This window comes from Rubrivirga marina (genome assembly GCF_002283365.1).
GTDB lineage: Bacteria > Bacteroidota > Rhodothermia > Rhodothermales > Rubricoccaceae > Rubrivirga > Rubrivirga marina.
In genome coordinates, this window is the sequence record NZ_MQWD01000001.1 from 4556538 (window position 1) to 4579749 (window position 23212).

Annotated in this window: 16 protein-coding genes; 11 read left to right on the forward strand and 5 right to left on the reverse strand. The window is 73.5% G+C overall.

Going from position 1 to position 23212, the window contains the following annotated elements; genetic code table 11:
• The first annotated feature begins 70 nt into the window (after nucleotides 1-70).
• Nucleotides 71-2047, forward strand: coding sequence for a hypothetical protein (locus BSZ37_RS19440; protein WP_095512137.1), 1977 nt, complete (start codon nucleotides 71-73; stop codon nucleotides 2045-2047).
• A gap of 808 nt (nucleotides 2048-2855) precedes the next feature.
• A complete protein-coding gene (locus BSZ37_RS19450) occupies nucleotides 2856-5180 on the forward strand; it encodes a LysM peptidoglycan-binding domain-containing protein (RefSeq protein ID WP_095512139.1) in 2325 nt (774 codons plus the stop codon).
• Nucleotides 5181-5411: 231 nt separating this feature from the next.
• Here the strand turns inward: BSZ37_RS19450 and BSZ37_RS19455 are convergent, their stop codons facing one another.
• Entirely contained in the window at nucleotides 5412-6098 is a 687-nt protein-coding gene (locus BSZ37_RS19455) for a hypothetical protein (protein ID WP_095512140.1), read from the reverse strand.
• Between the two features lie 232 nt (nucleotides 6099-6330).
• On the opposite strand from BSZ37_RS19455, the gene murA reads away from it, so the two are divergent.
• Nucleotides 6331-7671: a UDP-N-acetylglucosamine 1-carboxyvinyltransferase gene (murA, locus tag BSZ37_RS19460; protein WP_095512141.1), complete on the forward strand. Its 1341-nt coding sequence runs from the start codon at nucleotides 6331-6333 to the stop codon at nucleotides 7669-7671.
• Between the two features lie 158 nt (nucleotides 7672-7829).
• Nucleotides 7830-8309: a hypothetical protein gene (locus BSZ37_RS19465; RefSeq protein WP_095512142.1), complete on the forward strand. Its 480-nt coding sequence runs from the start codon at nucleotides 7830-7832 to the stop codon at nucleotides 8307-8309.
• Nucleotides 8310-8341: 32 nt separating this feature from the next.
• Here the strand turns inward: BSZ37_RS19465 and crtI are convergent, their stop codons facing one another.
• Nucleotides 8342-9934, reverse strand: a complete 1593-nt coding sequence (gene crtI / locus BSZ37_RS19470; protein ID WP_095512143.1) for a phytoene desaturase family protein — start codon at nucleotides 9932-9934, stop codon at nucleotides 8342-8344.
• A 195-nt stretch (nucleotides 9935-10129) separates the two neighbouring features.
• Here crtI and BSZ37_RS19475 point away from each other — a divergent pair, with 195 nt between their 5' ends.
• Together BSZ37_RS19475 and BSZ37_RS19480 are read left to right on the forward strand one after the other, a co-directional pair.
• Complete coding sequence (locus tag BSZ37_RS19475; RefSeq protein WP_095512144.1) at nucleotides 10130-11830, forward strand: PAS domain-containing protein; 1701 nt, start codon at nucleotides 10130-10132, stop codon at nucleotides 11828-11830.
• Between the two features lie 325 nt (nucleotides 11831-12155).
• A complete protein-coding gene (locus BSZ37_RS19480) occupies nucleotides 12156-13682 on the forward strand; it encodes a trypsin-like peptidase domain-containing protein (protein ID WP_095512145.1) in 1527 nt (508 codons plus the stop codon).
• A 114-nt stretch (nucleotides 13683-13796) separates the two neighbouring features.
• On the opposite strand, the gene BSZ37_RS19485 is transcribed toward BSZ37_RS19480, so the two are convergent.
• Entirely contained in the window at nucleotides 13797-15461 is a 1665-nt protein-coding gene (locus tag BSZ37_RS19485; RefSeq protein WP_095512146.1) for an FAD-dependent oxidoreductase, read from the reverse strand.
• 137 nt (nucleotides 15462-15598) lie between these two features.
• On the opposite strand from BSZ37_RS19485, the gene BSZ37_RS19490 reads away from it, so the two are divergent.
• From BSZ37_RS19490 to BSZ37_RS19505, 4 genes are all read left to right on the forward strand, one after another.
• On the forward strand, nucleotides 15599-16051 hold the full coding sequence (locus BSZ37_RS19490) for an ACT domain-containing protein (RefSeq protein ID WP_095512147.1): 453 nt from the start codon (nucleotides 15599-15601) through the stop codon (nucleotides 16049-16051).
• Between the two features lie 22 nt (nucleotides 16052-16073).
• A complete protein-coding gene (locus BSZ37_RS19495) occupies nucleotides 16074-17456 on the forward strand; it encodes a PFL family protein (RefSeq protein ID WP_095512148.1) in 1383 nt (460 codons plus the stop codon).
• Nucleotides 17457-17542: 86 nt separating this feature from the next.
• On the forward strand, nucleotides 17543-18244 hold the full coding sequence (locus tag BSZ37_RS19500) for a DUF6498-containing protein (protein WP_095512149.1): 702 nt from the start codon (nucleotides 17543-17545) through the stop codon (nucleotides 18242-18244).
• A 76-nt stretch (nucleotides 18245-18320) separates the two neighbouring features.
• A complete protein-coding gene (locus BSZ37_RS19505) occupies nucleotides 18321-18506 on the forward strand; it encodes a CPXCG motif-containing cysteine-rich protein (RefSeq protein ID WP_143537751.1) in 186 nt (61 codons plus the stop codon).
• A gap of 38 nt (nucleotides 18507-18544) precedes the next feature.
• On the opposite strand, the gene BSZ37_RS19510 is transcribed toward BSZ37_RS19505, so the two are convergent.
• Nucleotides 18545-20491: a tetratricopeptide repeat protein gene (locus tag BSZ37_RS19510; RefSeq protein ID WP_095512150.1), complete on the reverse strand. Its 1947-nt coding sequence runs from the start codon at nucleotides 20489-20491 to the stop codon at nucleotides 18545-18547.
• A gap of 120 nt (nucleotides 20492-20611) precedes the next feature.
• Nucleotides 20612-22270 carry an aldehyde dehydrogenase family protein gene (locus BSZ37_RS19515; protein WP_095512151.1) on the reverse strand — a complete coding sequence of 553 codons (1659 nt, stop codon included), beginning with the start codon at nucleotides 22268-22270 and terminating at the stop codon, nucleotides 20612-20614.
• Between the two features lie 261 nt (nucleotides 22271-22531).
• Here BSZ37_RS19515 and BSZ37_RS19520 point away from each other — a divergent pair.
• A partial coding sequence (locus BSZ37_RS19520) for an RAD55 family ATPase (protein WP_218830578.1) occupies nucleotides 22532-23212 on the forward strand: 681 nt, incomplete at its 3' end.

Consider the following 23212-nt stretch of genomic DNA (forward strand, 5'->3'; position numbering starts at 1 on the left):
GGAACCCGCCCCGCTGCCCCCCCGCCCGACCTCCGGTCCGGCCGTCTAACCGCCTTCGGGCTCACTCTCCATGGGACGTCTCCTCCTCCTGCTCGTCTCCGCCGCCATCGTGGGCGGCACTGTCCTCTCTCTGTCCTCGCGCGGCATCATGACGGAGACGAGCCGCCTGCGCGGAGAGGCGCGCGCCGACCTGCTCGCCCGCCAGTTGGCCGAGAGCGGCCAGGGCATCGCCCTCACTCAGGTGACGACGGAGGACGGGTTCACGCCGCCGCCCGGCCTGTTCGTCAGCGAGCGTCCGTATGACAGCGGGCGAATCCAGTTCAACCACTACCAGGAGACGGCCGTGGCGGGCGGTGGGGAGCAGGCCACGATCGTCACGGCCGGCGTCGTCGGCGAGGCGAGCCACACGCTCCGGAGCGTGTACGAGTTCGACCCCATGGACTTCCCCGGCCCGCTCTGGCTCGACGTCCCCTACGCCACGGCCTCGGTCTCCCGCCGCGCGGAGGTCTCGGGCGGCCAGCCCGGCTACGAGCCGCAGATCGACCCGGCCAAGTACGACGACCTCGGCATCCGCGAGTTCGGCCTGACGTTCAACAGGGCGAAGGCCGCCCTCGCCACGGTCGGGCCGGCCGTCCCCGACTGGTCCCAGTCGGGGGGGCGCCGCCTCGGCAACCTCGGCGGCGTCCAGACGGCCGACGACCTCTACTACACCGTCACCAACGCCGTCGACACAGCGGCGGGCGACGTCGTGGTCGAGGGCGACCAGACCATCACCGGGACGACCCGGGCGTCGTCCAGCCCCGAAGGGATCTACGTGGTCCGGGGGGACCTGACCATCACGGGGACCATGCTGGGCGACGGAGCGCTCGTCGTCGAGGGCGACCTGCGGGTGCCCGGCCGGCTCGACTGGGACGGCCTCGTCGTGGTCCGGAGCGAGGAGAACCACGTGACCGTCGACCTCGGGGGCCGCGTGACCATCGACGGCGCGCTCGTCGTGTCGCAGGAGGCCTACCCCCCCGGCGGACACATCGACCTCACGACGTTCCGCGACCCGGAGGGCCGGTGGGGCCGCGCGTGGGGCCGCCGCGAGTCCGGACCGGGGGCGCTGCAGGCGTCGTCCTGGCCCCTCGCCGATGCCTTCCTCTGGTACGACCACACCCACCGGTTCGACGAGCCCGCCCCGGGCGACGTCGACGCCACGGCGCGGGTCCAGAAGCTCGTCCGGTTGGTGGACCGCGCCACGGGCGATCCGCAGGAGGCGTACACCGGCCTCCGCGAGCTCCTCAACCACCTCGGCTCGACCGACATCGTGGTCGAGTTCGACAACGCCGCCGAGCATGGCCACGCCGTGTACGCCATCGACGTGGACGGGGTCGGGACGGCCACGGCCCCCCTCAACCGGGGCTTCGCCGGCACCGACGTCGGCTCGGGGACCACGATGCGGACCCGGCCCTTCGCGGCTCGCGACCTCCGGACGCTGACGGTTCAGCCCCGGAGCCTCCGCTCGCTCCGCCAGCTGTGGGACGGCCGGGGCTCGTGCCACGGCGACCAGTGGCCGTTCTGCGTGGGAGAAGACAGGAACGACCGGGCCAACGCGCTGACGGTCCGCCTCCGCCGGGCGAGCGGCGGCCCGCCCCTCTACGAGGCGGCGATCTACTGGCACATGCAGGAGGGCCGAGAGGCGGCGGAGTACCAGCAAGAGCTGGCCCGCTTCCGGTCCGACGTCCAAAGCGGGCGGGCCCCCTTCGGGACCGACCTCACGCTCGGCCCGAACGCCACCGTCCGCTACCAGCTCGCCCCGATCGTCCGCCTCGCCGAGAAGCTCAACTTCGACGGCAACGACGTCCGCCGGCTCGACACGTCGTCGGCCCACGTGACCGCCCAGGAGTCGCGGGCCGCCGAAGCCGCCTCCCCCACGCCCGGTCGGTATCGGATCTGTCACCTTCCGGGGCAGCCGGGTCAGACCGAGCAGGACATCCGCCTCCTCACGCTCGGCCTCCACCTCCTCCACGGCGACACGCTCGGCCCCTGCCCGCCCGGAGCGTAGGGACTCCGGGGGAACGAGCGCGTGACGGACGGACCGGCCTGCCCGCCTCGACGTCGAGGCGGGCGGGGACAGCCCCCATCTCCCGCACGACGGTCAACCGGCGCGTCGTGGGACCAGGCGCCGTCGGCAGCGTCGGTCCACGAGTGGGCGAGCGTGGAGAACGCGGACAGGACGAGCATAGCCTTTGGGGGTGAGGCCGTGGGGCTCCGGGGCATGATCGCCTGGAGAAGCGAGATACTCATCCGGTCGGCTCATCCCGCCGGCGGTCTCCGCCTCGGGCGCTCGGCAGACCCTCCCGACGCCCTCGCCTACGGTTCCATCGGGACCGTCACGCTGGAGGCCGCCGCGCCGACGACGGAGACCCCCATCCGCTCCAGGACCACGGGCGGGCTGAGGAAAGGCGGATCCACCAGCCTGGCCTCATCCGCCTCGACGAGGCCGTCCGGCTGACGGTGAGCGAGGGGAGCCAGTACACGGCCGTGCTCGCCTCCGGCGACGAACTTCCGGTGGGCCGGACGCGCGCCGAGGCGGTCCAAGAGCGGCTCATCCCGTCCTGACGCCGATCCATTCAGGCCGGAAACTCTGCCCTCCTGGGGGAGGATTGGAAATGGACGGCCTCCTGTGGGCCTCGCCACCCGGCCTCGTATTTGGGCCCTCGGAACGCCTAGGCCGGCGCTGCAGCCCTTCTTTTGCGAACCGCTCGCGCCTCGCGCCTCCCCGCAGTTAGTTTTGGGGACGGCGATTGCAGGAGGCGGGTGAGGTCTCGCCCCCAGTGGTCGTTTTGCGTTCCTCCCACTCCCCCTCCGCTATGCCCCGCAGCCTTTTCGCCGCGGCGCTGCTCGTTGCGACGCCGGCCCTCGTGGCCCACGCCCAGACGGCCCGGACGGACACCGCGCCCGTGCGCGCCGCCGAGGTCCTCGAGGCCGACGCCGATGCGCGCCTGCCCGAGTCCGTCCGCGCCGACTCGCCCTCCGACGCCGAGCTCGCCCGCCGCATCGCCACCTTCTACCAGCGCCAGGTCGAGCTCCTCCAGGCCGAGGCCGACGGCGACGTCGCCCGCTACACGGTCCTCCTCGACGACCTCGTCGCCGACGTCCAGGCCGCGGCGCTCCGGCCGGGCGCGCTCTCCGAGCCCCGCTTCCGCGAGCTGTTCGGGACCGTCACGGCCGAGTACGAGCGGTACTACGACCGGACGCTCGTCGACCGTGGCGACGTCTACGCCATCCGCGCGGCCGGCGTCTCGGCCGTCGAGCGCGGCTTCGACGAGGGCGTCCCGCTCCTCGAGCACGTCACGCTCCCCGACGTCGACACGTTCACGGCGACGATCCCGATGGACGTCAACCCGAAGGTCGAGCGGTACATCCAGTTCCTGCTCAACCGGCCGAGCCACGTCCAGCGCCTCCGCTCCCGCGCCGACACCTACTTCCCCATGGTCGAGCGGATCATGGCCGAGGAGGGCGTGCCGGACGAGATGAAGTACCTCGCGATGGTCGAGAGCGCCCTCAACCCGACCGCTCGGAGCCACGCGGCCGCCGTCGGGATGTGGCAGTTCATCTCGGCGACCGGCCGGGCCTACGGGCTCCGCGCCGAGCGCGAGATCGACGACCGGATGGACCCCGAGGTCGCCACGCGCGCCGCGGCCCGCCACCTCCGCGACCTCTACGACCGGTTCGGCGACTGGCACCTCGCCCTCGCCGGCTACAACTGCAACCCGGCCGTGATCGCCCGCGGCGTCCGCCGGTTCGAGGAGCAGACGGGCCAACGGGCCACCTTCTGGGACATCGACCACGTGATCCCGAGCGAGACCCGGGCCTACGTCCCGATGTTCATCGCGACGGCGCTCATCCTCTCGAACCCCGACGCCTACGGCTTTCCGGCCCACGAGCCCGGCCCCGACTACGTGTTCGACCGGATCCCGGTCGCGGGCGGGACGACGCTCCGCGAGGTCGCGCGCATCCTCGACGTCAACGACGAGACGCTCCAGGCCCTGAACCCGTCGCTGCGCCAGAGCCGCGTGCCGAACGTCCGCGTGCCGCACATGCTGCGGATCCCGGCCGGCAGCTACTCCGAGCACGCCGAGGCCCTCGACCGGCTCGCGCCGCCGGAGGCCCAGGGCGACCGGTTCGCCGCCGAGACCGTGACGTTCGGGCCGCGGGCCATCCGCCCGCTGGCGCCGCAGGAGCACGGCGAGGCCGTGGCGACGCTCGTCGCCCGCCGCCAGCTCCGGCGCTCGCTCCAGCCGCAGACGCGCGTCCACCGCGACGCGCCGGTCCCGATGTACGCCGCCGCCACGCCGGCCGGCGTGCAGCAGGCCGAGACGCAGTACGCCGCCGCGCGCCAGGCCGAGGAAGCCCCGGAGCGCGCCGAGGCCGCCGGCCTCGTCGCCTTCGTCGCCCGCACCGAGCCGACGCCGGCCCCCGAGCCCGCCGCGGCTGAACCCCGAGCGGTCGAGCCGGCCGTCAGCGAGCCGCTGGCCGCGGCCGATGAGCCGGAGGCCGAGACCGACGAGGTCGACGTCACCGAGCCGGAGGCCACGGACGAGTCGGAAAGCGCCCTCATCACGGAGGCCGCGCCCGCCGACGACGCCACCGAGGCGGAGGGCGGCACCGAGCCGGAGGCCGCCGCCACCCCTCCGTCGCCGTCGTTCATCGCCCGCAGGGACCCGACGCCGGAGCCCGAGCCGGCCGTCGCTGAGGCCCAGGCCGAGCCGGTCGCTGCCCGGGTCGAGGCCGACGAGGTCGAGGTCGACGACGCCCCGCCGGTCCGCACCGTCAGCACGGCGTCCGAGCGGCCGACGACGCACCGCGTCCAGCGTGGCGAGTACCTCACGGCCATCGCCCGCGAGTATGGGATGTCGCTCGGCGAGATCCGCGCGCTCAACCCGGGCGTCGGTGATCACCTCACGGTGGGCCAGCGGATCCGCGTGAGCGGCACGCCGGCCGCCCCGGTGTCCCGCCCCGCCGCTCCGGCCCGCCCGACGACGCACCGCGTCCGCAGCGGCGAGCACCTCACGGGCATCGCCCGCCAGTACGGCGTGACGGTCCGCCAGATCATGGAGTGGAACGACCTCGACTCCGACGTCCTCCGCGTCGGCCAGAGCCTCCGCGTCGCCGCCCGCGGGACGCGTGGGTAAGGAGTAACGAGTGCAGGGCGATGGGGAACGCGCCCGTCGCCGACCTTCAGCGCGCCGCTCCCATGGGAGCGGCGCGCTTCGTTTTGGACACCGCTCCCCCCACAGCCACTCCCTGATTCGCCCCGACTCACGACAGAAATCCGTCGACGTGGTCCTCCGGCCACCGCTCAGGATGACCGATCAGAGACGCCCCGCCTCGACGCCGAGGCGGGCGCAGTCAGCAGCCCTCGGCTACGCCTCGCCCCAGGAGCCCACGAGCCCGAGGAGCTTCCGCTTCGCCACGGGCACGAGCGTGGGAACGACGGGCAGATCGACCTCCGCGTCGAGGCAGAAGGCGGCCGGGGTCGGCAGCTCCGGGGAGGCGAGCGCCGTCTTCCACTCCGACGGCGGCGCCAGCGGGTCGAGGTCGGCGTCGAGACGGGCCGTGCGCAGGGCGCGGTAGTGGCCGTCCGGCCCCGAAAGGGGTGACACGTGGTACCGGAGTACGCACACCGCCGCGCCGTCGCGCACGAGAAGGAACCCCTCGTCTCGGTACGACGGGACGATCCCGACGGCCCGGAGTTCGGCCCGCTCGGCGGCGAACTCGTAGAGCGTCCGTCCCTCGCCGATGGCGGCCTCGACACGCGGCAGCGCCCATCGCGCCAGCTCGAGCGCGAGCGGGGCCTCAGGGGTCTCGCGGACCAGACGGCCGGCTTCCCAGTCGACGTCGACCACGGCCCCGGCACGGCCGTCGAGCGACGCGGCGCCCGAGACGAGCGCCGCGAGGGCGCGGTGGAGTTCGACGAGCTCGTCGAGCCAGGGCGACACCTCGTTGGCGCGGAACGCGTCGTGCGTCTCGGCGAGGCCGGCGAGGATCCGGTACCGAGCGGCCTCGGCGTCGGAGGCCGCATCGAACAGACGGAGCGAGAGGGCGGGCATGGGCGGAAGGGGGAACGACCGTTCTCCCAATCTTCGCAAAGACTGGGCCACGAATCCAGTCTCCACAGAGTGCCCTCGCTGCCTCCGCCTCCCGTTCGCCGAGGCGAGCACCAGGGCCGCCTAGCTTGGACGCGACTCGACCCGGCCGGCGCCGAACCTTCCGGCACCCTCGCTGCGTTCGCCTCTCCCTGGCCCTCGGCACAGCCGGCCTCATCTCAACCGACCCCCCTCTATGGACAAGCTCGTCATCCAAGGCGGCGGCGACCTCCGTGGCTCGCTGCACGTCGGCGGCTCGAAGAACACCGCGCTCCCCCTCATGGCCGCGGCCGTCCTCGCCGACGGTGTGACCACGATCCACAACATGCCGGTCCTCAAGGACGTGGCCACGTTCTCGAACGTGATCCGCGTCACGGGCTGCAAGGTGACGTGGGAGCCGGACGACGACCCGAGCACGCCGGAGACGATCACGATCGACGGGTCGAGCATCCACCACTTCGAGGCGCCGTACGACCTCGTCAAGCAGATGCGGGCCTCGTTCTACATGCTCGGCGCGCTCCTCGGGCGCGGCGGGACGGCGCGCGTCTCGCTGCCCGGCGGCTGCGCGTGGGGCCCGCGCCCCGTCGACCTCCACATCAAGGGGATGGAGGCGCTCGGCGCCGAGGTCCGCGAGGAGGCCGGCTACGTGATCGCCGAGGCGCCCGGCGGGCGGCTCAAGGGCGGCCACATGCGGTTCGAGCCCGTGAGCGTCGGCGCCACGATCAACGTGCTGCTGGCGGCCGTGACCGCCGAGGGCGAGTCGGTCCTGGAAAACGTCGCCGCCGAGCCCGACGTGGTCGTGTTCGGGCAGATGCTCCAAAAGATGGGCGCCCGGATCGAGGGGCTCGGGACCGATACGATTACGGTCCAGGGCGTCGAGAAGCTGAACCCGGTCGAGTTCACGAACTGCCCCGACCGGATCGAGCTCGGGACGTACATGATCGCCGCGGCCCTCGCCACGCCCGCCCGCGAGACGTTCCGGATCACGGGCGCCGAGCCCGAGCACCTCGGTCCCGAGTTCACTGAGAAGTTCCGCCAGACCGGCGTCCCCTTCCGCGTCGTCGACGGTGAAGGGGATTGGTCGACGGTCGAGGTCGAGGGCGTCGACGCGATCCGGCCGGTGTCGGTCGAAACCGCCCCGTTCCCGGGCTTCGCGACCGACCTCCAGGCCCAATGGACCGTCCTCATGACGCAGGCCGACGGCCCGTCGACGGTCCGCGACACGATCTACACCGACCGGTTCAAGCACATCCCCGAGCTCCGCCGCCTCGGCGCCGACCTCAAGGTGACGGGCGACACCGTCCACGTCAGCGGGAAGGCCCGGCCGCTCTCGGGCGCGACGGTCATGAGCACCGACCTCCGCGCGTCGGTGTCGCTGGTCCTGGCCGGGATGGTCGCCTCCGGCGAGACGAACGTCCTCCGCGTGTACCACCTCGACCGCGGCTACGAGCGGCTCGAGCACAAGCTCCAGAAGGCCGGCGTCGACATCGTTCGCGAGCAGTACGACGAGGCCCACGCCGAGGGCGTCGCGGCGTAACGCCCCGCGCTCCCGTCCGCTTCCGCCCGCCTCGGCCGCCGCGCCGAGGTGGGCGGTCTCGTATCGGAGGGTCCGATCGGACGCTGTCGGCTGGTCCGATCGCATCAGGGGCTGCGGAGCGGGGCGTTTCATTTTCGTGACTCCCCTCCGCCGTTGAGATGCGCCTCGCCCTCCTCTCTGCCCTCCTGGCCGTCGGCGCCAGCGCACAACCGACCGCTTCGGCTCTCCCTCGCCTGACCGGGTCCGACGCTGCCCCCTCGTTGGCGCCGGAGCCCGGCATCACCCTCGTCACGGCGGCCGACTGGGAGCCGCCGCCCGCGCTCGTCGCCGCCGGGATCGCGCTCGACGGAGTCTTCCTCGTCGGCGGGACCGCGTTCGCAGTGTGGATGGCCGTCGGCATCGCCGAGGGCTTGCCAGAGGCCGGGCTCGCCGCGCCGGCCCTGATCGGTGTCGGCGGCCTCCTCGTCCTGACGAGCGGCGCCGCAGCGATCGTCGGTGGCATCGACCTCCTCCGCGTGGCGCGTGGCGACGCCCCGTTCCTGGCGCGCATGTTCGACCCGAATCGGCCGCGCCCGCGCCGTCCGCCCGCCCAGTTCCCGCCGCCCGGCCGACCGCCGTGGAGCCCGCCGCAGTACTGACCCCTCCCGCCTCGACGCCGAGGCGGGCGGAGCTACACCGCCAGGTCCGCCGGGTCGGGCACGACGGTGTCGAGCACGCGGGCTGACGACAGGACGCCGGGCATCCCCGCACCCGGGTGCGTCCCCGCACCCACGAGGTAGAGCCCGTCGACGTCCTCGCTCGCGTTGTGTGGGCGGAAGTAGGCGCTCTGGAGGAGCTGCGGCTCGAACGAGAACGCCGCGCCCTTGACCGAGAGGTAGTCGTCCAGAAACCCCTGCGGCGTGAGCGTGAGGCTGGCCGTCACGTGCTCGCCGAGGCCCGGCAGGACCGTCGCCTCGAGGTAGTCCTGGACGCGCCGGCGGTACCGCTCCGTCTCCTCCGACCAGTCCGTCCCCGAGTCGAGGTGCGGGACGGGCGAGAGGACGTAGAACGTATCGTGGCCGGGCGGCGCCATGCCCGGGTCCGTCGCCGTCGGGCGGTGGAGGTAGAGCGAGAAGTCGTCGGCGAGGACCTTCTTGTGGAAGATGTCGTCGAGGAGCGCCTTGTAGCGCCCGCCGAGGAGGATCGTGTGGTGCGCGACGTCGTCGTAAGTCCGGTCCGTGCCGAAGTACCAGACGAACAGGCTCATCGAGTGCTTGGCGCGCTCCAGCCGGTCGTCGGTCCACGTCGTCCGGTGCTCCGGCGCGACGAGCTCGCGGTAGGTCCAGGCCGCGTCGGCGTTGGAGACGACCACGTCCGCCTCGATCGTCTCGCCGGACTCGAGGCGAATGCCCGTCACGCGGGGCCGTCGGCCGGTGCCGTCGACGGTGATCTCGTCCACGGTCTCGCCGAGGCGGAGCGCGCCGCCGTGCCGCTCGAACAGGTCGGCGAGGCCCTGGACCACGGCGCCCGTCCCGCCCATCGCGTACCACACGCCCCAGTGGCGCTCCAGGAACGCGATGAGCGCGTAAATGCTGGTCGTCGAGAACGGGTTGCCGCCGACGAGGAGCGGGTGGAAACTGAACACCTTCCGAAGCCGCCGGTCCTTCAGGTACTTCGACACGAGGCCGTAGACCGTCCGGTGGCTCTCGAGGGCCACCATGCTCGGGACGATCTTCGCCATGTGGCGGGCCTGGTCGAACGGGACGTGGCCGAGTTCGAGGAAGCCGGTCTCGAAGATCTTCTCGCTCTTGTCGAGGAAGCGCCGGTAGCCCGCGACGTCGGCCGGGTTGAACCGGGCGATCTCCCGCTCCATCGCCGCCTCGTCGCCCGTGTAGTCGAAGACCTCGCCGTCGTCGAAGCGGATGCGGTAGAAGGGCGTCGTCTCGACGAACTCGACGTGGTCCTCGCGGTGCTCGCCCGCCAGCGCCCACAGCTCGTCGAACAGGAACGGCGCCGTGATGAGCGTCGGCCCCATGTCGAACACGTACTCGCCCCCGTCCGGCCCCGGGACCCGCTCGACGCGGGCCCGGCCTCCGGGCTGGTCGAGCCGGTCGACGAGCGTGACGCGGTAGCCGCGCGTGAGGAGGCGGACGGCCGCCGCCAGCCCGCCGAACCCCGCGCCGATCACGACGGCGTGCGGCGCGTCTGGGCCGGCCTCAACGGGCGGGCCGTCCGTGCGGAGGCGGGCGTCGGGGCGGGCAGCGAGTCGGCGGATCCAGGACACGGACGATGGGGGGATGGGCGGCCGGACTACCCGGGACCCCCGCTGCCGTTCCGTTCTCTCGAGGCCCCTCTCGAATGGGGGAACTCCCCACGGGTCACCCCAGGGAGGAACTGAGGACCTAACGTCTCGTACCGGCGTCCCCTAGGCGCATGTCGCACGGGGGATCTGCTTCGTCCCTCCGCCCGCCGCGCCTCCGTGACGGACCTCCCTGCGTCCGCCGTTCCCTACCCCGCCCTCCGCCTCGACGATGCGGGCCGGGTGGTGGAGTTGAACGCGCTCGCCGAAGCGGTTTTCGCAGTCGACCCGCTGGGGAAGCCGTTTGGGTCGCTCTTCGACGAGGCGTCGGCCCTCCCGTCGACTCCGGACGCCCTCCGCGACTGGCTCGGCGAGGGGCGCCCGCTCGCGGTCCACGACGCGCACGGGCAGGCGCGCTACCAGGCCCGCGCCCAGGTGTGGGGCGGCGGCGCCCTCGTCGTGCTCGTCAGCCTAACGGTCCAGGGCCCGCGCGAGGTCGACGTCGACCTCCTCGCCAAGGCCGTCGACGCGGCCAACATCTCGGTCGTCCTCGCCGACCTCCGCCGGCCGGACGACCCCCTGGTCTACGCCAACGAGTGGTTCCTCGAGTTCACGGGCTACACGGCCGAGGAGGTCGTCGGGCGGAACTGCCGGTTCCTCCAGGTCCGGAACGGTGAGCGCGACGACGCGGGCGACGGACAGGGGACGGCGCTCGACGCGATCCGCCGGGGGATCGCCGAGGCCGAGCATGTCGGGGGCGTCGTCCTCCGCAACTACAGGAAGGACGGCACGCTCTTTTACAACGAGCTCTACCTCACGCCCATCTCCGACGAGACCGGCGGCGTGACGCACATGATCGGCGTCCAGAACGATGTGACCGCTCGCGTCGAGGCCCAGCGCGAGCGCGAGCGCGAGGCCGAGCGTCTGCGGGACATCTTCGCCGCCTCGGCGGCCCCGCTGGGCCTGCTGGAGCGCCAGCCCGACGGGACGCTGGCGCACGTCCTGATGAACGAGGTCGCGGCCGACGCGCTCCGGCTCACCGACGCCGACCTCCGCGCGGGCGCCGCGGCCACCCACTGGATCTCCGCCGCGGCCACGGCTGCCCGGTCCGGCGAGCCGACCCGGTTGGACGTGACACGAGACGGGCGGACCTTCGAGGTCCTGCTGTCGCCCGTCGAGGGCGGAGCCGAGGGCGCTCCTGACCGCTTCCTCTACGTCGCCGCCGACGTCACGGCGGGCCGGGAGGCCACGGAGGACCTCCTCCACGTCTCCAACCGCCAGCTCCGGCAGATCGCCCAGAACGTCCACGACGGAGTCGGGCAGTCGCTCGCCGGCGCGGCGATGCTCGCCTCGGCCCTCGCCGCCGACCTCGCCAAGAGCGACCACGCGCGGGAGGCCGAACGGCTCCGGGACCTCCTCATCAGCGCCCAGGCCCAGCTCCGGTCGTTCGCGCTCGGGCTCGACCCCGTCGACCTCGACCGGATCGGGATGGGCGAGGCGCTGGGCCGGCTCGCGGCCGAGGCCGAGGCGGCCCTCGGCGTCAGCGTCGCCGTGCGAGACCTCGTCCGGGAGGCCGGCCTGCGCGACGAGCTCATGCTCGACGTGTACCGCATCGCACAGGAGGCGCTGACGAACGCCGTCCGCCACGGCCGCGCCGACGAGGTCCAGCTCGTCCTCCGGCACGACGGCGACGGCGACCTCGTCCTGATCATCGACGACGACGGGGCCGGGATCTCCGAGGCCGCCGCACACAACGGGGGGATGGGACTCCGGACGATGCGCGCGCGCGCTCAGCGCCACGGGGGCTCACTCGAGGTCGGGCCAGGAGACGACGGGGGGACCCGTGTGCACCTCCGATTACCGCCCGAGCGCCTGACGTAGGCCGTACCCAGGACGTCGGCCGCGCGCATGGCCGCTCCGCTTTTTTTCGGGTCCGGGGCACCAACCCTCTTGCGGCCCCGTTTTCCCACCGCTACTTCCTGCGGTTTTGTGTGTGACGCAGGACGCCGGTCGGGGCGCCTCTCCTGAAGGGGGCGCCCCGACCCTTTTTGTGGCGGGTCGGTGCCCCAGGGCGGATCGGGACAATCTGCGGAACCCCTGCGAAGCGGGCACCACGCGCGTCCACGCGCCGTTGATCCCCCCGGCCGGGCCTCCCCGCGGCGGGCCCTGTCCGGCTCCCACTGTCCAACCGATCGCTCTCCACCCAATGTCTGACGTCAAGCGCAAGGCCTCTGTCGCGCTCCTCGTCGCCGCCGCGGTGCTCGGCGGCATCGTCTTCGTGACCTCCGCCGCCAACCTCGCCGGCCTCGACGGCCTCTTCGACCGGGCCGACGCCCAAGAGGACGCCGGCACCGCGGCCGACATCGCGACCGCCGAGAACCTCGGCCAGGCCTTCTCCGCCGTCGCCGAGCGCGTGAACCCGGCCGTCGTCCAGATCCAGTCCACGCGGCTGCTCGCGCAGGGCGGCAACGACCCGTTCTCCCAGTTCGGCGTGCCGTCGCCGTTCGGCGGTGACGGGGCCCAGCAGGGCCTCGGCAGCGGCGCCTTCGTCTCGGCCGACGGCTACATCGTCACGAACAACCACGTCATCGAAGACGCCGACGAACTCGTCGTGGCCCTCTTCGACGGGCGCGAGTTCGAGGCCGAGGTCGTCGGGGCCGACCCGTTCTCGGACCTCGCCGTGATCAAGGTGGAGGGCGACGACTTCCCGGCCCTCTCCTTCGGCGACTCCGACGAGCTCCGCGTGGGCCAGTGGGTCCTCGCCATCGGCAGCCCGCTCTCGCCGGACCTCTCGAACACGGTGACCTCGGGCATCGTCTCGAGCCTCGGCCGGTTCTCGGGCGCGCCCGACCCGCGCGGCCGGGCCACGATCTCGAACTACATCCAGACCGACGCGGCCGTGAACCCGGGCAACTCGGGCGGCCCGCTCGTCAACCTCCGCGGCGAGATCGTCGGGATCAACTCGGCCATCGCCACGCGCACGGGGACCTACAACGGGATCTCGTTCGCCGTGCCGTCGAACATCGTCCGGTCGACGGTCGAGCAGATCATCGACACGGGCGAGGTCGAGCGCGGGTACCTCGGGATCCAGTTCAGCGAGGCCTCGCCGGCCCTCCGGCGCCAGTACGGCGTGGGGCCGGGCGCAGCCTACATCGCGGGGATCTCGCCCGACGCCTCCGGCCGCACGCCGGCCGCCGACGCCGGCCTCCAGGTCGACGACCTCATCACGGCCATCGACGGCGTGACGCTCACCGACAGCCGCCAGATCGTCTCGCTCATCTCGAGCAAGCGGCCCGGCGACACCGTCGAGATCACGTACAACCGGAACGGCGACTCGCGGACCACCGAGGTCACGCTCGGACGCCGGCCCGGTGACGAGCAGATCAGCCAGAACCCGGGCGCCCCGGACGACGAGACCGAGCGGCCGACGATGGCCGAGCCGGCCCGGATGGAGATGCTCGGGCTCACGCTCGAGACCGTCACGCCCCGCCTGGCGCGCCAGCTCGGCGAGGACATCGCCGGCGTGGCCATCCTCGACGTCGACCGGACGAGCGAGGCCTACCGCGACGCCAACCTCCGGCCGACCATGGTCATCACCGAGGTCGACCGCCAGCCGGTCGCGTCGGTCGCGGAGTTCCGTGCCGCCGTCGCTGAGGTGGACGAGGGCGAGTCGTTCCTCGTCCGCGTTCAGGCCGGGGCCAGCTCGTTCCTGACGGCACTCACGAAGCAGTAAGCCGTCTCACCTCGGCTCGAGTCTCGCGGGGCGTGCCACGACGGCGCGCCCCGCGTTTTTTGGATCCGCCCGACCTCCTCCGCCTCGGTGCCGAGGCGGGCAGGGCCCGAGACGTCAGCGCTCGCCCGCGTCGCGGAGGGCCTGCTGGAGATCGACGCCGGAGCGGAACGCCGCGGGCGACGGGACGGCGTCGCGCGCGAGGAGCCGATGGAACGCCGCGGCGTCCTGGTCGCGCCCGACCGCCGCGAGCGCGCGAACGGCGCCGTCCTCGACGTAGGCCGCCACGAACTCGCGGTCGTCGAGCGAGCCGTCGACGATCACCTCGTCCCAGTCCTCGGCGTGGCCGACGTAGCGGAGGCTGACGCCGAACTGGCCGGTCCAGAAGAACGGGACGCTCTCGAACGGGACGAGCGACATGGTCGGGTCGCCCTCGGCGATCATGTTGCGGGCGGCCGTCCGGCCGTGCTGCTGGGCGAGGCGCCAGTGCTCGATGCGGACGGGGCGGCCGAGCCGGGGCTCGGGGAAGACCGCTACGTCGCCCGCCGCGAACAGGCCGGGCGCCGCACGGAGGTGCCGGTCGACGCCGATCCCGCCGTCGTCGCGGAGGAACGGGGCCTTCGTCAGAAAGCCGGTCGCGGGCTCGACCCCGACGCCGAGCACGACGAGGTCCGCCTCGACGGCGGCGTCGCCGAGGGCGACTCGGAGGCGGCGCGGCGTGTCGGCGTCGGGGTCGGCGTGGACCGTCTCGATCCGCTCGACGGACGCGCCGAGGCGGAACGAGACGCCCTTCGCCTCGGCCGCCGTCTGGAACACGCGCCCGACCTCCGGGCCGAGGACGGCTTCGAACGGCGTCGCCTCCCGCCCAATCACGGTGACCTCCACGCCCCGCGCGCGGAGCGACGACGCGGTCTCCATTCCGATAAAGGACGCGCCGATGACGGCGACGGACGCGACGTCCTCCGTTCGGCGGAGGAGGTCCTGGGCGTCCTCCCACGACCGGAGCAGGAGTACGCCGTCGAGGTCGGCGCCCTTGACCGGCAGCCGCCGCGGCGTGCCGCCCGTGGCGACGAGCGCGGCGTCGTACGTGACGGGGTTGCCGTTCTCGAACGTGACCGTCTGCGTGTCCGGGTCGAGCTTGGTGACGGTCCGGTCGGTCCAGACCTCGATCCCGTGGCTCTCGTAGAACGAGCCGTCGCGGAGGCGGAGCGCGTCGTCGCCCGCGTCGCCCGCGAGGTAGGCCTTCGACAGCTTGGTCCGGTCGTACGGCGGGCGCGTCTCCTTCGTCACGAGGACGATCCGCCCTCGGTAGCCCTCCGTGCGGAGCGCCTCGGCGCAGGCCTCGGCGGCGGCCCCGGCGCCGAGGAGGAGGAACACGCGGTCGTCCTCAGACGCGCTCGCGCTCGCCATGGCTGGCGTCTCGCCGTCGCTCTCGCGGTAGGCGATGCCTTCGCCGTGGTCGTCGGCGTCGGGGGGCACGCGGACGAGGACGTTGTCGCCGTCGATGCGGACCTCGAACGAGCGGAGGGCGTCGGGCGCTGGCGGCTCGCAGAGGGCCCCGGAGGTCACGTCAAACGCCGCGTGGTGCCACGGGCAGACGACGGTCGTGCCGTCGAGGACGCCGGTCGCGAGGGGCGCGCCGTAGTGGGTGCAGAAGGCGGTGCAGGCGTGGTAGACGCCGTCGACACGCGAGAGGAGGACGTCGGTGCCGTCGGCCTGGACCTGGCGCATCTCGCCGTCGGCGAGGTCGGAGGCCGCGGCGACGCGGACGAAGTCGGACATGAGGGGCGCAGTGCGAGGGGCGGGTCGTCACGGTCGAGGACTCGCGGGGTTCCTCCGCCCGGCCCCTGGCGGACCGCCCGAGGCGGACGGAGTCGGCCCCGGGCCGGCGCTACCTTCGGGTCCCCTCCCCTCCCTCCATGTCCGCCGACGTCCGCGCCCTCATCGACCGGATCGCCTCTGCCCTCGGGCCGGAGGCGACGCCCGAGCGCGTCGAGCGCGTGGCCCGGGCCGTCCTCGACGCCCGTGCTCCGGCCGAGCCCGCGCGTGCTCCCGCCCCCTCACGCCGAGCCCACGCCGACGTCTCGTCCCCACCGGACGGCGCCACGCGCGTCGTCGTGACGGCCTACGGCGAGGACCAGCCCGGCGTACTGGCGGCCATCACGGCCGAGCTCTCGGCGGCCGGCGCCAACGTCCTCGACGTGTCGCAGAAGGTGCTCCAGGGCTACTTCACGGTCGTCCTCGTGGCCGACCTCGCCGCCGGGACCGACCTCGGCGCGGTCCGCCAGACGCTCCAATCGCGCGGCGAGGCGATGGGCGCCCGCGTCCTCCTCCAACACGAGGAGTTGTTCCAAGCGATGCACCGTCCCTGAGCGGACTCACGCGCACCGGCCCATGCCTCTCTCCCTCACCGAGGTCCTCGAAACGGTCCGCATGACCGAGGCCGACGCGTTCGACATCCGGACGGTCACGCTCGGCATCAGCCTCCGCGGGTGCGCCAGCCGCGACGCCGAGTCGACGCGGCGGAACGTGGTGGACCGCGTGCGGCGCGTGGCCGAGCACCACGTGGCGGCGGCCGAGGAGGTCGAGCGGCTCTACGGCGTCCGGATCGCCAACAAGCGCGTCTCGATCACGCCCGCCGCCCTCGTCGCCGACGGGTTCTCGCCGGCCGACTTCGTCCGCCTCGCCGAGGCGCTCGACGGGGCCGCCGCCGAGGTCGGGGTCGACTACCTCGCCGGGTTCAGCGCGCTCGTCGAGAAGGGCGCCACGCCCGGTGACGCTGCCCTCATCGAGGCGCTGCCCGAGGCGCTGGCGGCGACCGAGCGCGTGTGCGCGTCGGTCGCGTGTGGGAGCACGGCCGCCGGGATCAACGCCGACGCCGTCCTCTCCGTCGCCCGCGCCATCAAGGGGATGGCCGCCCGGACGGCCGAGCGCGACTCGATCGGGTGCGCCAAGTTCGTCGCCTTCTGCAACGCCGTGGGCGACAACCCCTTCGTGGCCGGCGCCTTCCACGGCCCGAGCGAGCCCGGGGCCGCGCTCAACGTCGGGATCTCCGGGCCCGGCGTCGTGCTCCGCGCCATCGAGGCGCTGGGGCCGGAGGCCGACTTCGGCGCGGTCACGGACGCCATCAAGACGATGGCGTTCAAGATCACGCGGGCCGGCGAGCTCGTCGGGCGACGCGTGGCCGAGCGGTTGTCGGAGCGGTCCGGGGCGAGGGTCCCGTTCGGCGTCGTCGACATCTCGCTGGCGCCGACGCCGGCCGACCGCGACTCCGTGGGCGACGTCCTCCGGGCGATGGGCCTCGTCGACGTCGGGGCGCCCGGCACCACGGCGGCCCTCGCGATGCTCAACGAGGCCGTCAAGCGCGGCGGGCTGATGGCCGCCCGCCACGTCGGCGGCCTCAGCGGCGCGTTCATGCCGGTCTCCGAGGACCAGGCCATGATCGACGCCGCGGCCTCGGGCCACCTCACGCTCGAGAAGCTGGAGGCCATGAGCGCCATCTGCTCCGTCGGCCTCGACATGGTCGCGATCCCCGGCGACACCTCGGCCGAGACGATCGCGGGGATCCTGTTCGACGAGTTCGCGATCGGCATGATCAACGACAAGACGACGGCCGTGCGGATCATCCCGGTCGCCGGGAAGGGCGTCGGCGAGTGGGCCGACTACGGGGGGCTGCTCGGGCGGGCGCCCGTGATGCCCGTGTCGGGCGTCGGCAACGCGGTCTTCGCGCGGCGCGGCGGGCGGATCCCGGCGCCCATCCGCGCGCTCACGAACTGACCCCGGCGGCCTCGGCGTCGCGACCGAGGCGGGCCGTCCCCGCCGCCGGGGAGGCCGGCCGTGGCGCCACGCGGTAGGTTCAGCGGATGGCCGCCTCCGCCCCGTTCGCCCGCGCCCCGTCCGTCCCGTCGGCCGTCGGGCTCGTCGTGGCCAACCTCGTCCCGCTCGTCGGCGTGCTCTTCTTCGGGTGGAGCCTGTTCGGCGTGATGTGGCTGTACTGGGCCGAGAACGGCGTGATCGGCGCGTTCGCCCTGCTCCGGATCCTGACGGCCGGCGAGGGCCACGGGCAGAAGCTGGTGATGGCCCCGTTCTTCGCCGTCCACTTCGGCCTGTTCTGGACGGTCCACGGCGTGTTCGTGGTGAGCACCTTCGGTGACGACGTGGGCCTCTGGGACCCCACCCTTCAGGTCGAAGGCCTCGTGGCGCTCGTCCTCAGCCACGGGGCGTCGTTCGTCCTCAACTACCTCGCGCGCGGCGAGTGGAAGACGACCACGCCTGGTGCCGAGATGTTCAAGCCGTACGGCCGCGTGGTGCTGCTCCACCTCGTGATCCTCCTGGGCGGGTTTCTGGTCGGGCTCTCCGGGTCGGGCGTCCTCGCGCTGGCGATCCTCGTCGTGCTCAAGACCGGGCTCGACCTCGCCGTCCACCTCGCTGGCCACTGGATGCGGCTCCGCGACGAGGACGTGCCGCCGCCGGACCCCGAGCCGAGGACGCTCCGCCTCGACGCCGTCCCGGAGCGCGCCCCCGACCGCGCCACCCCGCTGGCCCTCCGCGACGGCGACCGCTGACCCCGCCCGCCTCGGCACCGAGGCGCGGAGCCCGTCGGGCGGCGGGGCGTAGAGGGCAGGCGCCCCCACCCCACCCGTGTTCCAGGTCGAAGTCCCGTTCTCCTGCCCGTACTGCCTCGCCCCGATCACGATGCTGGTCGACCCGAGCGTGCCCGCGCAGACCTACGTCGAGGACTGCGAGGTCTGCTGCCACCCCATCGAGGTCACGGCCGAGGCCGACGGGGAGGCCGTGACGTCGTTCCGTGCGGAGCAACTGGAGTAGGCGCCGGGTCCCCTGCCTCGGTGTCGAGGCGGGCGGGGTCAGGCGGGAAGCGAGAGCAGGAACGTCGCGCCGTCTCCCTCGCGGCTGAACGCCTGGATCGTCCCGCCGTGGCCTTCGGTCACGATGTCGTAGGCGAGCGAGAGGCCGAGGCCGGTGCCCTCGCCGGCCGGCTTGGTGGTGAAGAACGGCTCGAACACGCGCGTGCAGTGGTCGAGGGGGATCCCGACCCCGTTGTCCTCGACACGGATCTCGACGCCGCCCTCGACCGGCGCCGTCGCCAGGCGGACGGTCGGGACGAAGCCGTCCCCGGCCGCGCCCGCCTGCGCCTCGACCGACCAGCGGGCGTTCTCGAGCAGGTTCACGAACACGCGCTGGACCGACGCCGGCTCGACCTCGACCGCCGGGACGTCGGCGTAGTCGCGCTCGACGTGGACGGCCGTGCGGCCGAGCGCGGTCGAGACGGCCCGCTCCAGGAGCTCGTGGAGATCGGTCGGCCGCCGCTCGCCGCCGACGTCGCGGACGTGGCCCATGAGGCTCCGGATGATCCCTTCGGCCCGCCGCGCGTGGTCGCGCACGCGCCGGGCGTTGTCGACGATGGCCTCGAGGTCGGCCTCGACGGCGTCGAGGTCGGGCGGCTCGCCCGTCCGGCGGGCCGTCTCGAGCGTGCCCAAGAGGTCGGTCGCCACCTCGGCGTTGAGGTCGGCGAAGTTGGCGACGAAGTTGAGCGGGTTCTGGATCTCGTGGGCGAGGCCAGCAGAGAGGCGCCCGAGCGAGGCCAGCTTCTCGGCCTGCACGAGCTGGCTCTGCGCGGCCTTGAGGTCGCGGAGCGTCCGCGAGAGCTCCTCGTTGGCCGCGCCGAGCTCCTCGGTGCGCACGCGGGCGATCTCGGCCTCCTGCCGCGCCCGCTCGGCCTCGGCGCGGACCTGGACGACGTCGAGCCGCGTCTGCGTCCGGGCGACGAGGAACGCCTCGCGGTGGGCCTGGTGGCGGCGGAGGTGGGCGAGCGCGTCGGCCGGCCGGCCGGCGCGCTCGTAGGCCTCGGCGAGCGCCGCCTCGATGTCCGCCAGTCGCGGCACCGCTCCGATGTCCGCCGCGATCTGCTCGGCCTCGTGGAGCGCGTCGAGGGCAGCCTCGTCGTCGCCCTTCGCCGAGAGGACCCGGCCGATCTGGAGGAGGCTCGTGCTCTGGGCCTGCCGGTTGCCGACCTCCTTGCGGAACGCGAGCGAGCGGCGGTGGAGGGCCAGGGCGGCGTCGAGGCGGCCGGCCTCCTCTTCGAGCACGCCGAGGTCGTGGAGCGCGCGGGCCGTGTTGATCGGGGTCCCGGCCTCCTCGGCGATCCGCAGCGCGCTCTCGTGGTGGATCCGGGCCTCGTCGAGCCGGCCGAGGTGCCGGAGCGCCCCGCCCAACACGGTGTGGGCGCGGGCCTGCCCGTTGAGGTCACCGAGCTCGCCGAACAGGCGGAGCGCCCGCTCGCCGACCTCCATCGCCCGGTCGGTCTCGCCGAGGTCGAGGTAGCTGTTGCCGAGCCCGGCCAGCATCCACGCCTCCTGCTCCGTGTCGCCGAGCGCGCGGGCGAGCCGGAGCGCGTCGCCGGCCGTCTCGAGCGCGTCCTCGAGGTTCCCCAGGCTGACGTGGACGCTGGCCAGCGATCCCAGGACGAGCGACCGGCCCCGGAGGTCGCCGAGCGGCTCCATCTCGGTCTGGGCCTGCATGAGCACGACGAGCGCGGACTCGTGGTCCGAGAGGAGCGAGAGGGCCGTCCCCTCGCAGAGCAGCGCGTACGCCCGGCCCGGCAGGTTGCCGAGAGCCTCGGCCCGCTCGCGCGCCGCCTGGCTCGCTTCGAGGGAGTCGTGGGGCCGGTTGATCGCGGTCGACGCGGCGTCGGCGAGCAGCGCGTCGAGCTCGACGTCGCCGGTCTCCACGTCGAGCGTCCGGCGCGACGTCGGGGCGGGCGGGAGCGTGGTCGGGGCGTCGGGCAGGGCCATGGCGGAGTCTACGCCCCGGCCACCGGATGGAGTTGCGGGGGCCGGGACGGGCGCCGTCGACGCCTCCCCCCGCACCGGGCTTACCTCCCGATCCGCCAGGCCGTGTCGCCTTCGCCGAGCCTACGTCTTGAACCGCCGGATGAGCGACGCGATCTGGTCGTCCGGGAGGGGGAGCACCGACGCCCGCGCCTCCGTCGGCGCAGGCGGCTCCGCCCGCCTCGGCGTCGGGGCGGAGGGGCCCGACCGCGGCGCGGACGGGCTCGGGTTTCCGGCCCGCGCGACGAGCCGCGCCTCGATCTCGTCCATCCACGACCCGTCGCCCGAGGGGGCCCGCCGCGGCACCGAGGCGGCCGGGGCCGTGCGCCCGCCCGCCCGCGTTTCCTGTTTGCCAGATCCCGACACGCTCTCTCCCGCGTCGTCGTTGAGCGGCGCCGTCTCGAACGCCACGCGCTTGAGGTTCACGAGGTGGAGCGGCGTCACGTTGTCGCTCGTGATCGAGCCGCCGAGCGTGCCCGGCCCGAGCGTCATCGCCGGGAAGAGCGCCGTCGTCATGCCGACGGAGCCGAGCGCGGCGACCGTGTTGACGACGATCCGCATCGACGGCTTCTTGAGGGCGAACTGCTCGATCACGCGGTCGGCCGTGGCGTGGAGCGCGAGGGTGTGGCCGATCCCGCCGAACTCCAGGACCGCGATGCACCGCTCGCAGCCGGCCTCCCAGCCGTCGGCGACGTAGAACGAGAGGATGGGCGAGAGGGTCTCCATCGAGAGCGGCTCGTCGGGCCCGACGGCGTCGACCTCAGCGATGAGCGCCTGCGCGGAGTCGGGCACCGAGAACCCCGCCAGCTCGGCGATCCGCCGCGGGCTCTGCCCCACGATCTGCGTGTTGAACCGGCCGCCGGGCTTGATGATGGCGCGGAGCTTTCGGGTCTCGTCCTCCGAACAGACGTGGCCGCCGCGCTGGCGGAGCGCGTCGAGGAGCCGCTGCCGGATCGGGCTGTCGGCGACGACGGACCGCTCGGTCGAGCACAGCGTGCCCCAGTCGAACGACGTGCCCGTGAGGATGTCGGCCGCGGCCTTCTCGACGTTCGCGCTCCGGTCGACGTACGCCGGCACGTTGCCACTCCCGACGCCGTAGGCCGGCTTCCCCTTCGAGTACGCCGCGCGGACCATCGGCCCACCGCCCGTCGCGAGGATGACGTCGACGAGTTCGTGCTCGAGGAGCGCGTTCGTGCCGGCAAGCGTGACGCCGGCGTCGCCCTGCCCGAGGCACCCGAACAGCCCCTCCGGCGCGCCCGCGGCATACGCCGCCTCGGCGACCACGCGGAGCGCCTCGCCCGTGCACCTCCGCGCGCTCGGGTGCGGGCTCATCACGATGCCGCACCGGGCCTTGGCCGCGATGATCGCCTTGTAGTAGGCCGTCGACGTCGGGTTCGTCGACGGCACGAGCGCGGCGACGACGCCCATCGGAGTCGCGACGGTCCACACCGTCCCGTCGGCGCTCTTCTCGACGATGCCGGCCGTCTTCATGCCGGCCATCCGCTCGGCCAGCGTCCGCGTGGCGAACAGGTTCTTCTGCTCCTTGCTCTCGGGCTTGCCGAACCCGGTCTCGTCGTGCGCGAGCTGCCCGAGGCGGCGGGCCTCGGCGGCCCCGGCGTCGACCATCGCCGCGACGATCCGGTCGACGGTGGCCTGGTCGGCCGTCTTGAACTGCTTCTGAGCGGCGGCAGCGGCGCGGACGGCGTCGCGGGCGTCCTGGATCGAGCGGAGGTCGGCGTCCATGCGTCGGGCGGGCGAGGGGCCCGAAAGGTAGCCCGGCCGGATGGGCCGTCCCCACGTCGCCCCTCGGTGACGCTCTCGGGAGGTGGACCGGCCATTGGAACCGGAGGGACCCGACGGCGCGGCGGAGGGTTACGGGACGGTCCGCGGGGCTACGAGTCACCCTGCCGGGACCCACCACCGGGCGTTTCCAGCGACCGGAACCCGCGGCGACCTCCGTGGCACGCCCTTTGTTGTTCCTGCGGGCGCGTCTCTCTCTCGACCATGATCGCCCCCACGCCTTCGCCCTCCGGCCTCGACGCCGTCGACCGCCAGTGGGGCGGCCTCGCCGCCGGCCGCGCCTACCTCCTCGTCGGCCGGGCCGGCGCCGGACGCTCCGCCCTCGCCCTCCAGACCGTCCGCGCCGCCGTCGAGGCGGGCGAGCGGAGCCTCGTGATTTCGCCGCGCGCCCCGGAGGAACTGGTGGCCGTCGGCAAGGAGGTCGGGATCGACCTCGCCAAGGCCCACGCCGGCGGCAAGCTCCGCCTCCTCCGCATCCCGAAGGCCGCCGACCTCGCCGCGCGCGGAGCCGAGGGCCTCGCCAAGTCGTACCGCGACCTCGTCGGCCTCGTGGCGTCCGACCGGCCGGACCGGGTCGTGATCGAGGACTTCACGCCGCTCGTCCAGTTCGACACGTTCGAGCGGTTCCACGAGGCGTTCGCCGGGCTCGTCGGCGCGCTCCGCAAGCAGGGGGCCACGCTCGTCATCGGCCTCGGCGACCCCGCCAACGACGCCTCGCGCCGTCTGCTCGAGGTCGTCGAGGGCCTCGTCGACGGGACCATCCGCCTCGGCGCCGGCGGCGACCTCGTGCTCGGCACGCCCGCCCGCCCCGAGTACCCCTCCAGCGACGGCGCCTCGGTCGAGGCCGAGCCGCCGGCTCCGCCCGCAGCGGCGCCCGCCGAGCCG

Bases quoted from the DNA above. Each gene is read 5' to 3' on its own strand.
- BSZ37_RS19440 (WP_095512137.1), top strand. From the start codon at position 71: ATGGGACGTCTCCTCCTCCTGCTCGTCTCCGCCGCCATCGTGGGCGGC.
- BSZ37_RS19450 (WP_095512139.1), top strand. From the start codon at position 2,856: ATGCCCCGCAGCCTTTTCGCCGCGGCGCTGCTCGTTGCGACGCCGGCC.
- BSZ37_RS19455 (WP_095512140.1), bottom strand. From the start codon at position 6,098: ATGCCCGCCCTCTCGCTCCGTCTGTTCGATGCGGCCTCCGACGCCGAG.
- murA (WP_095512141.1), top strand. From the start codon at position 6,331: ATGGACAAGCTCGTCATCCAAGGCGGCGGCGACCTCCGTGGCTCGCTG.
- BSZ37_RS19465 (WP_095512142.1), top strand. From the start codon at position 7,830: ATGCGCCTCGCCCTCCTCTCTGCCCTCCTGGCCGTCGGCGCCAGCGCA.
- BSZ37_RS19480 (WP_095512145.1), top strand. From the start codon at position 12,156: ATGTCTGACGTCAAGCGCAAGGCCTCTGTCGCGCTCCTCGTCGCCGCC.
- BSZ37_RS19485 (WP_095512146.1), bottom strand. From the start codon at position 15,461: ATGTCCGACTTCGTCCGCGTCGCCGCGGCCTCCGACCTCGCCGACGGC.
- BSZ37_RS19490 (WP_095512147.1), top strand. From the start codon at position 15,599: ATGTCCGCCGACGTCCGCGCCCTCATCGACCGGATCGCCTCTGCCCTC.
- BSZ37_RS19495 (WP_095512148.1), top strand. From the start codon at position 16,074: ATGCCTCTCTCCCTCACCGAGGTCCTCGAAACGGTCCGCATGACCGAG.
- BSZ37_RS19500 (WP_095512149.1), top strand. From the start codon at position 17,543: ATGGCCGCCTCCGCCCCGTTCGCCCGCGCCCCGTCCGTCCCGTCGGCC.
- BSZ37_RS19510 (WP_095512150.1), bottom strand. From the start codon at position 20,491: ATGGCCCTGCCCGACGCCCCGACCACGCTCCCGCCCGCCCCGACGTCG.
- BSZ37_RS19515 (WP_095512151.1), bottom strand. From the start codon at position 22,270: ATGGACGCCGACCTCCGCTCGATCCAGGACGCCCGCGACGCCGTCCGC.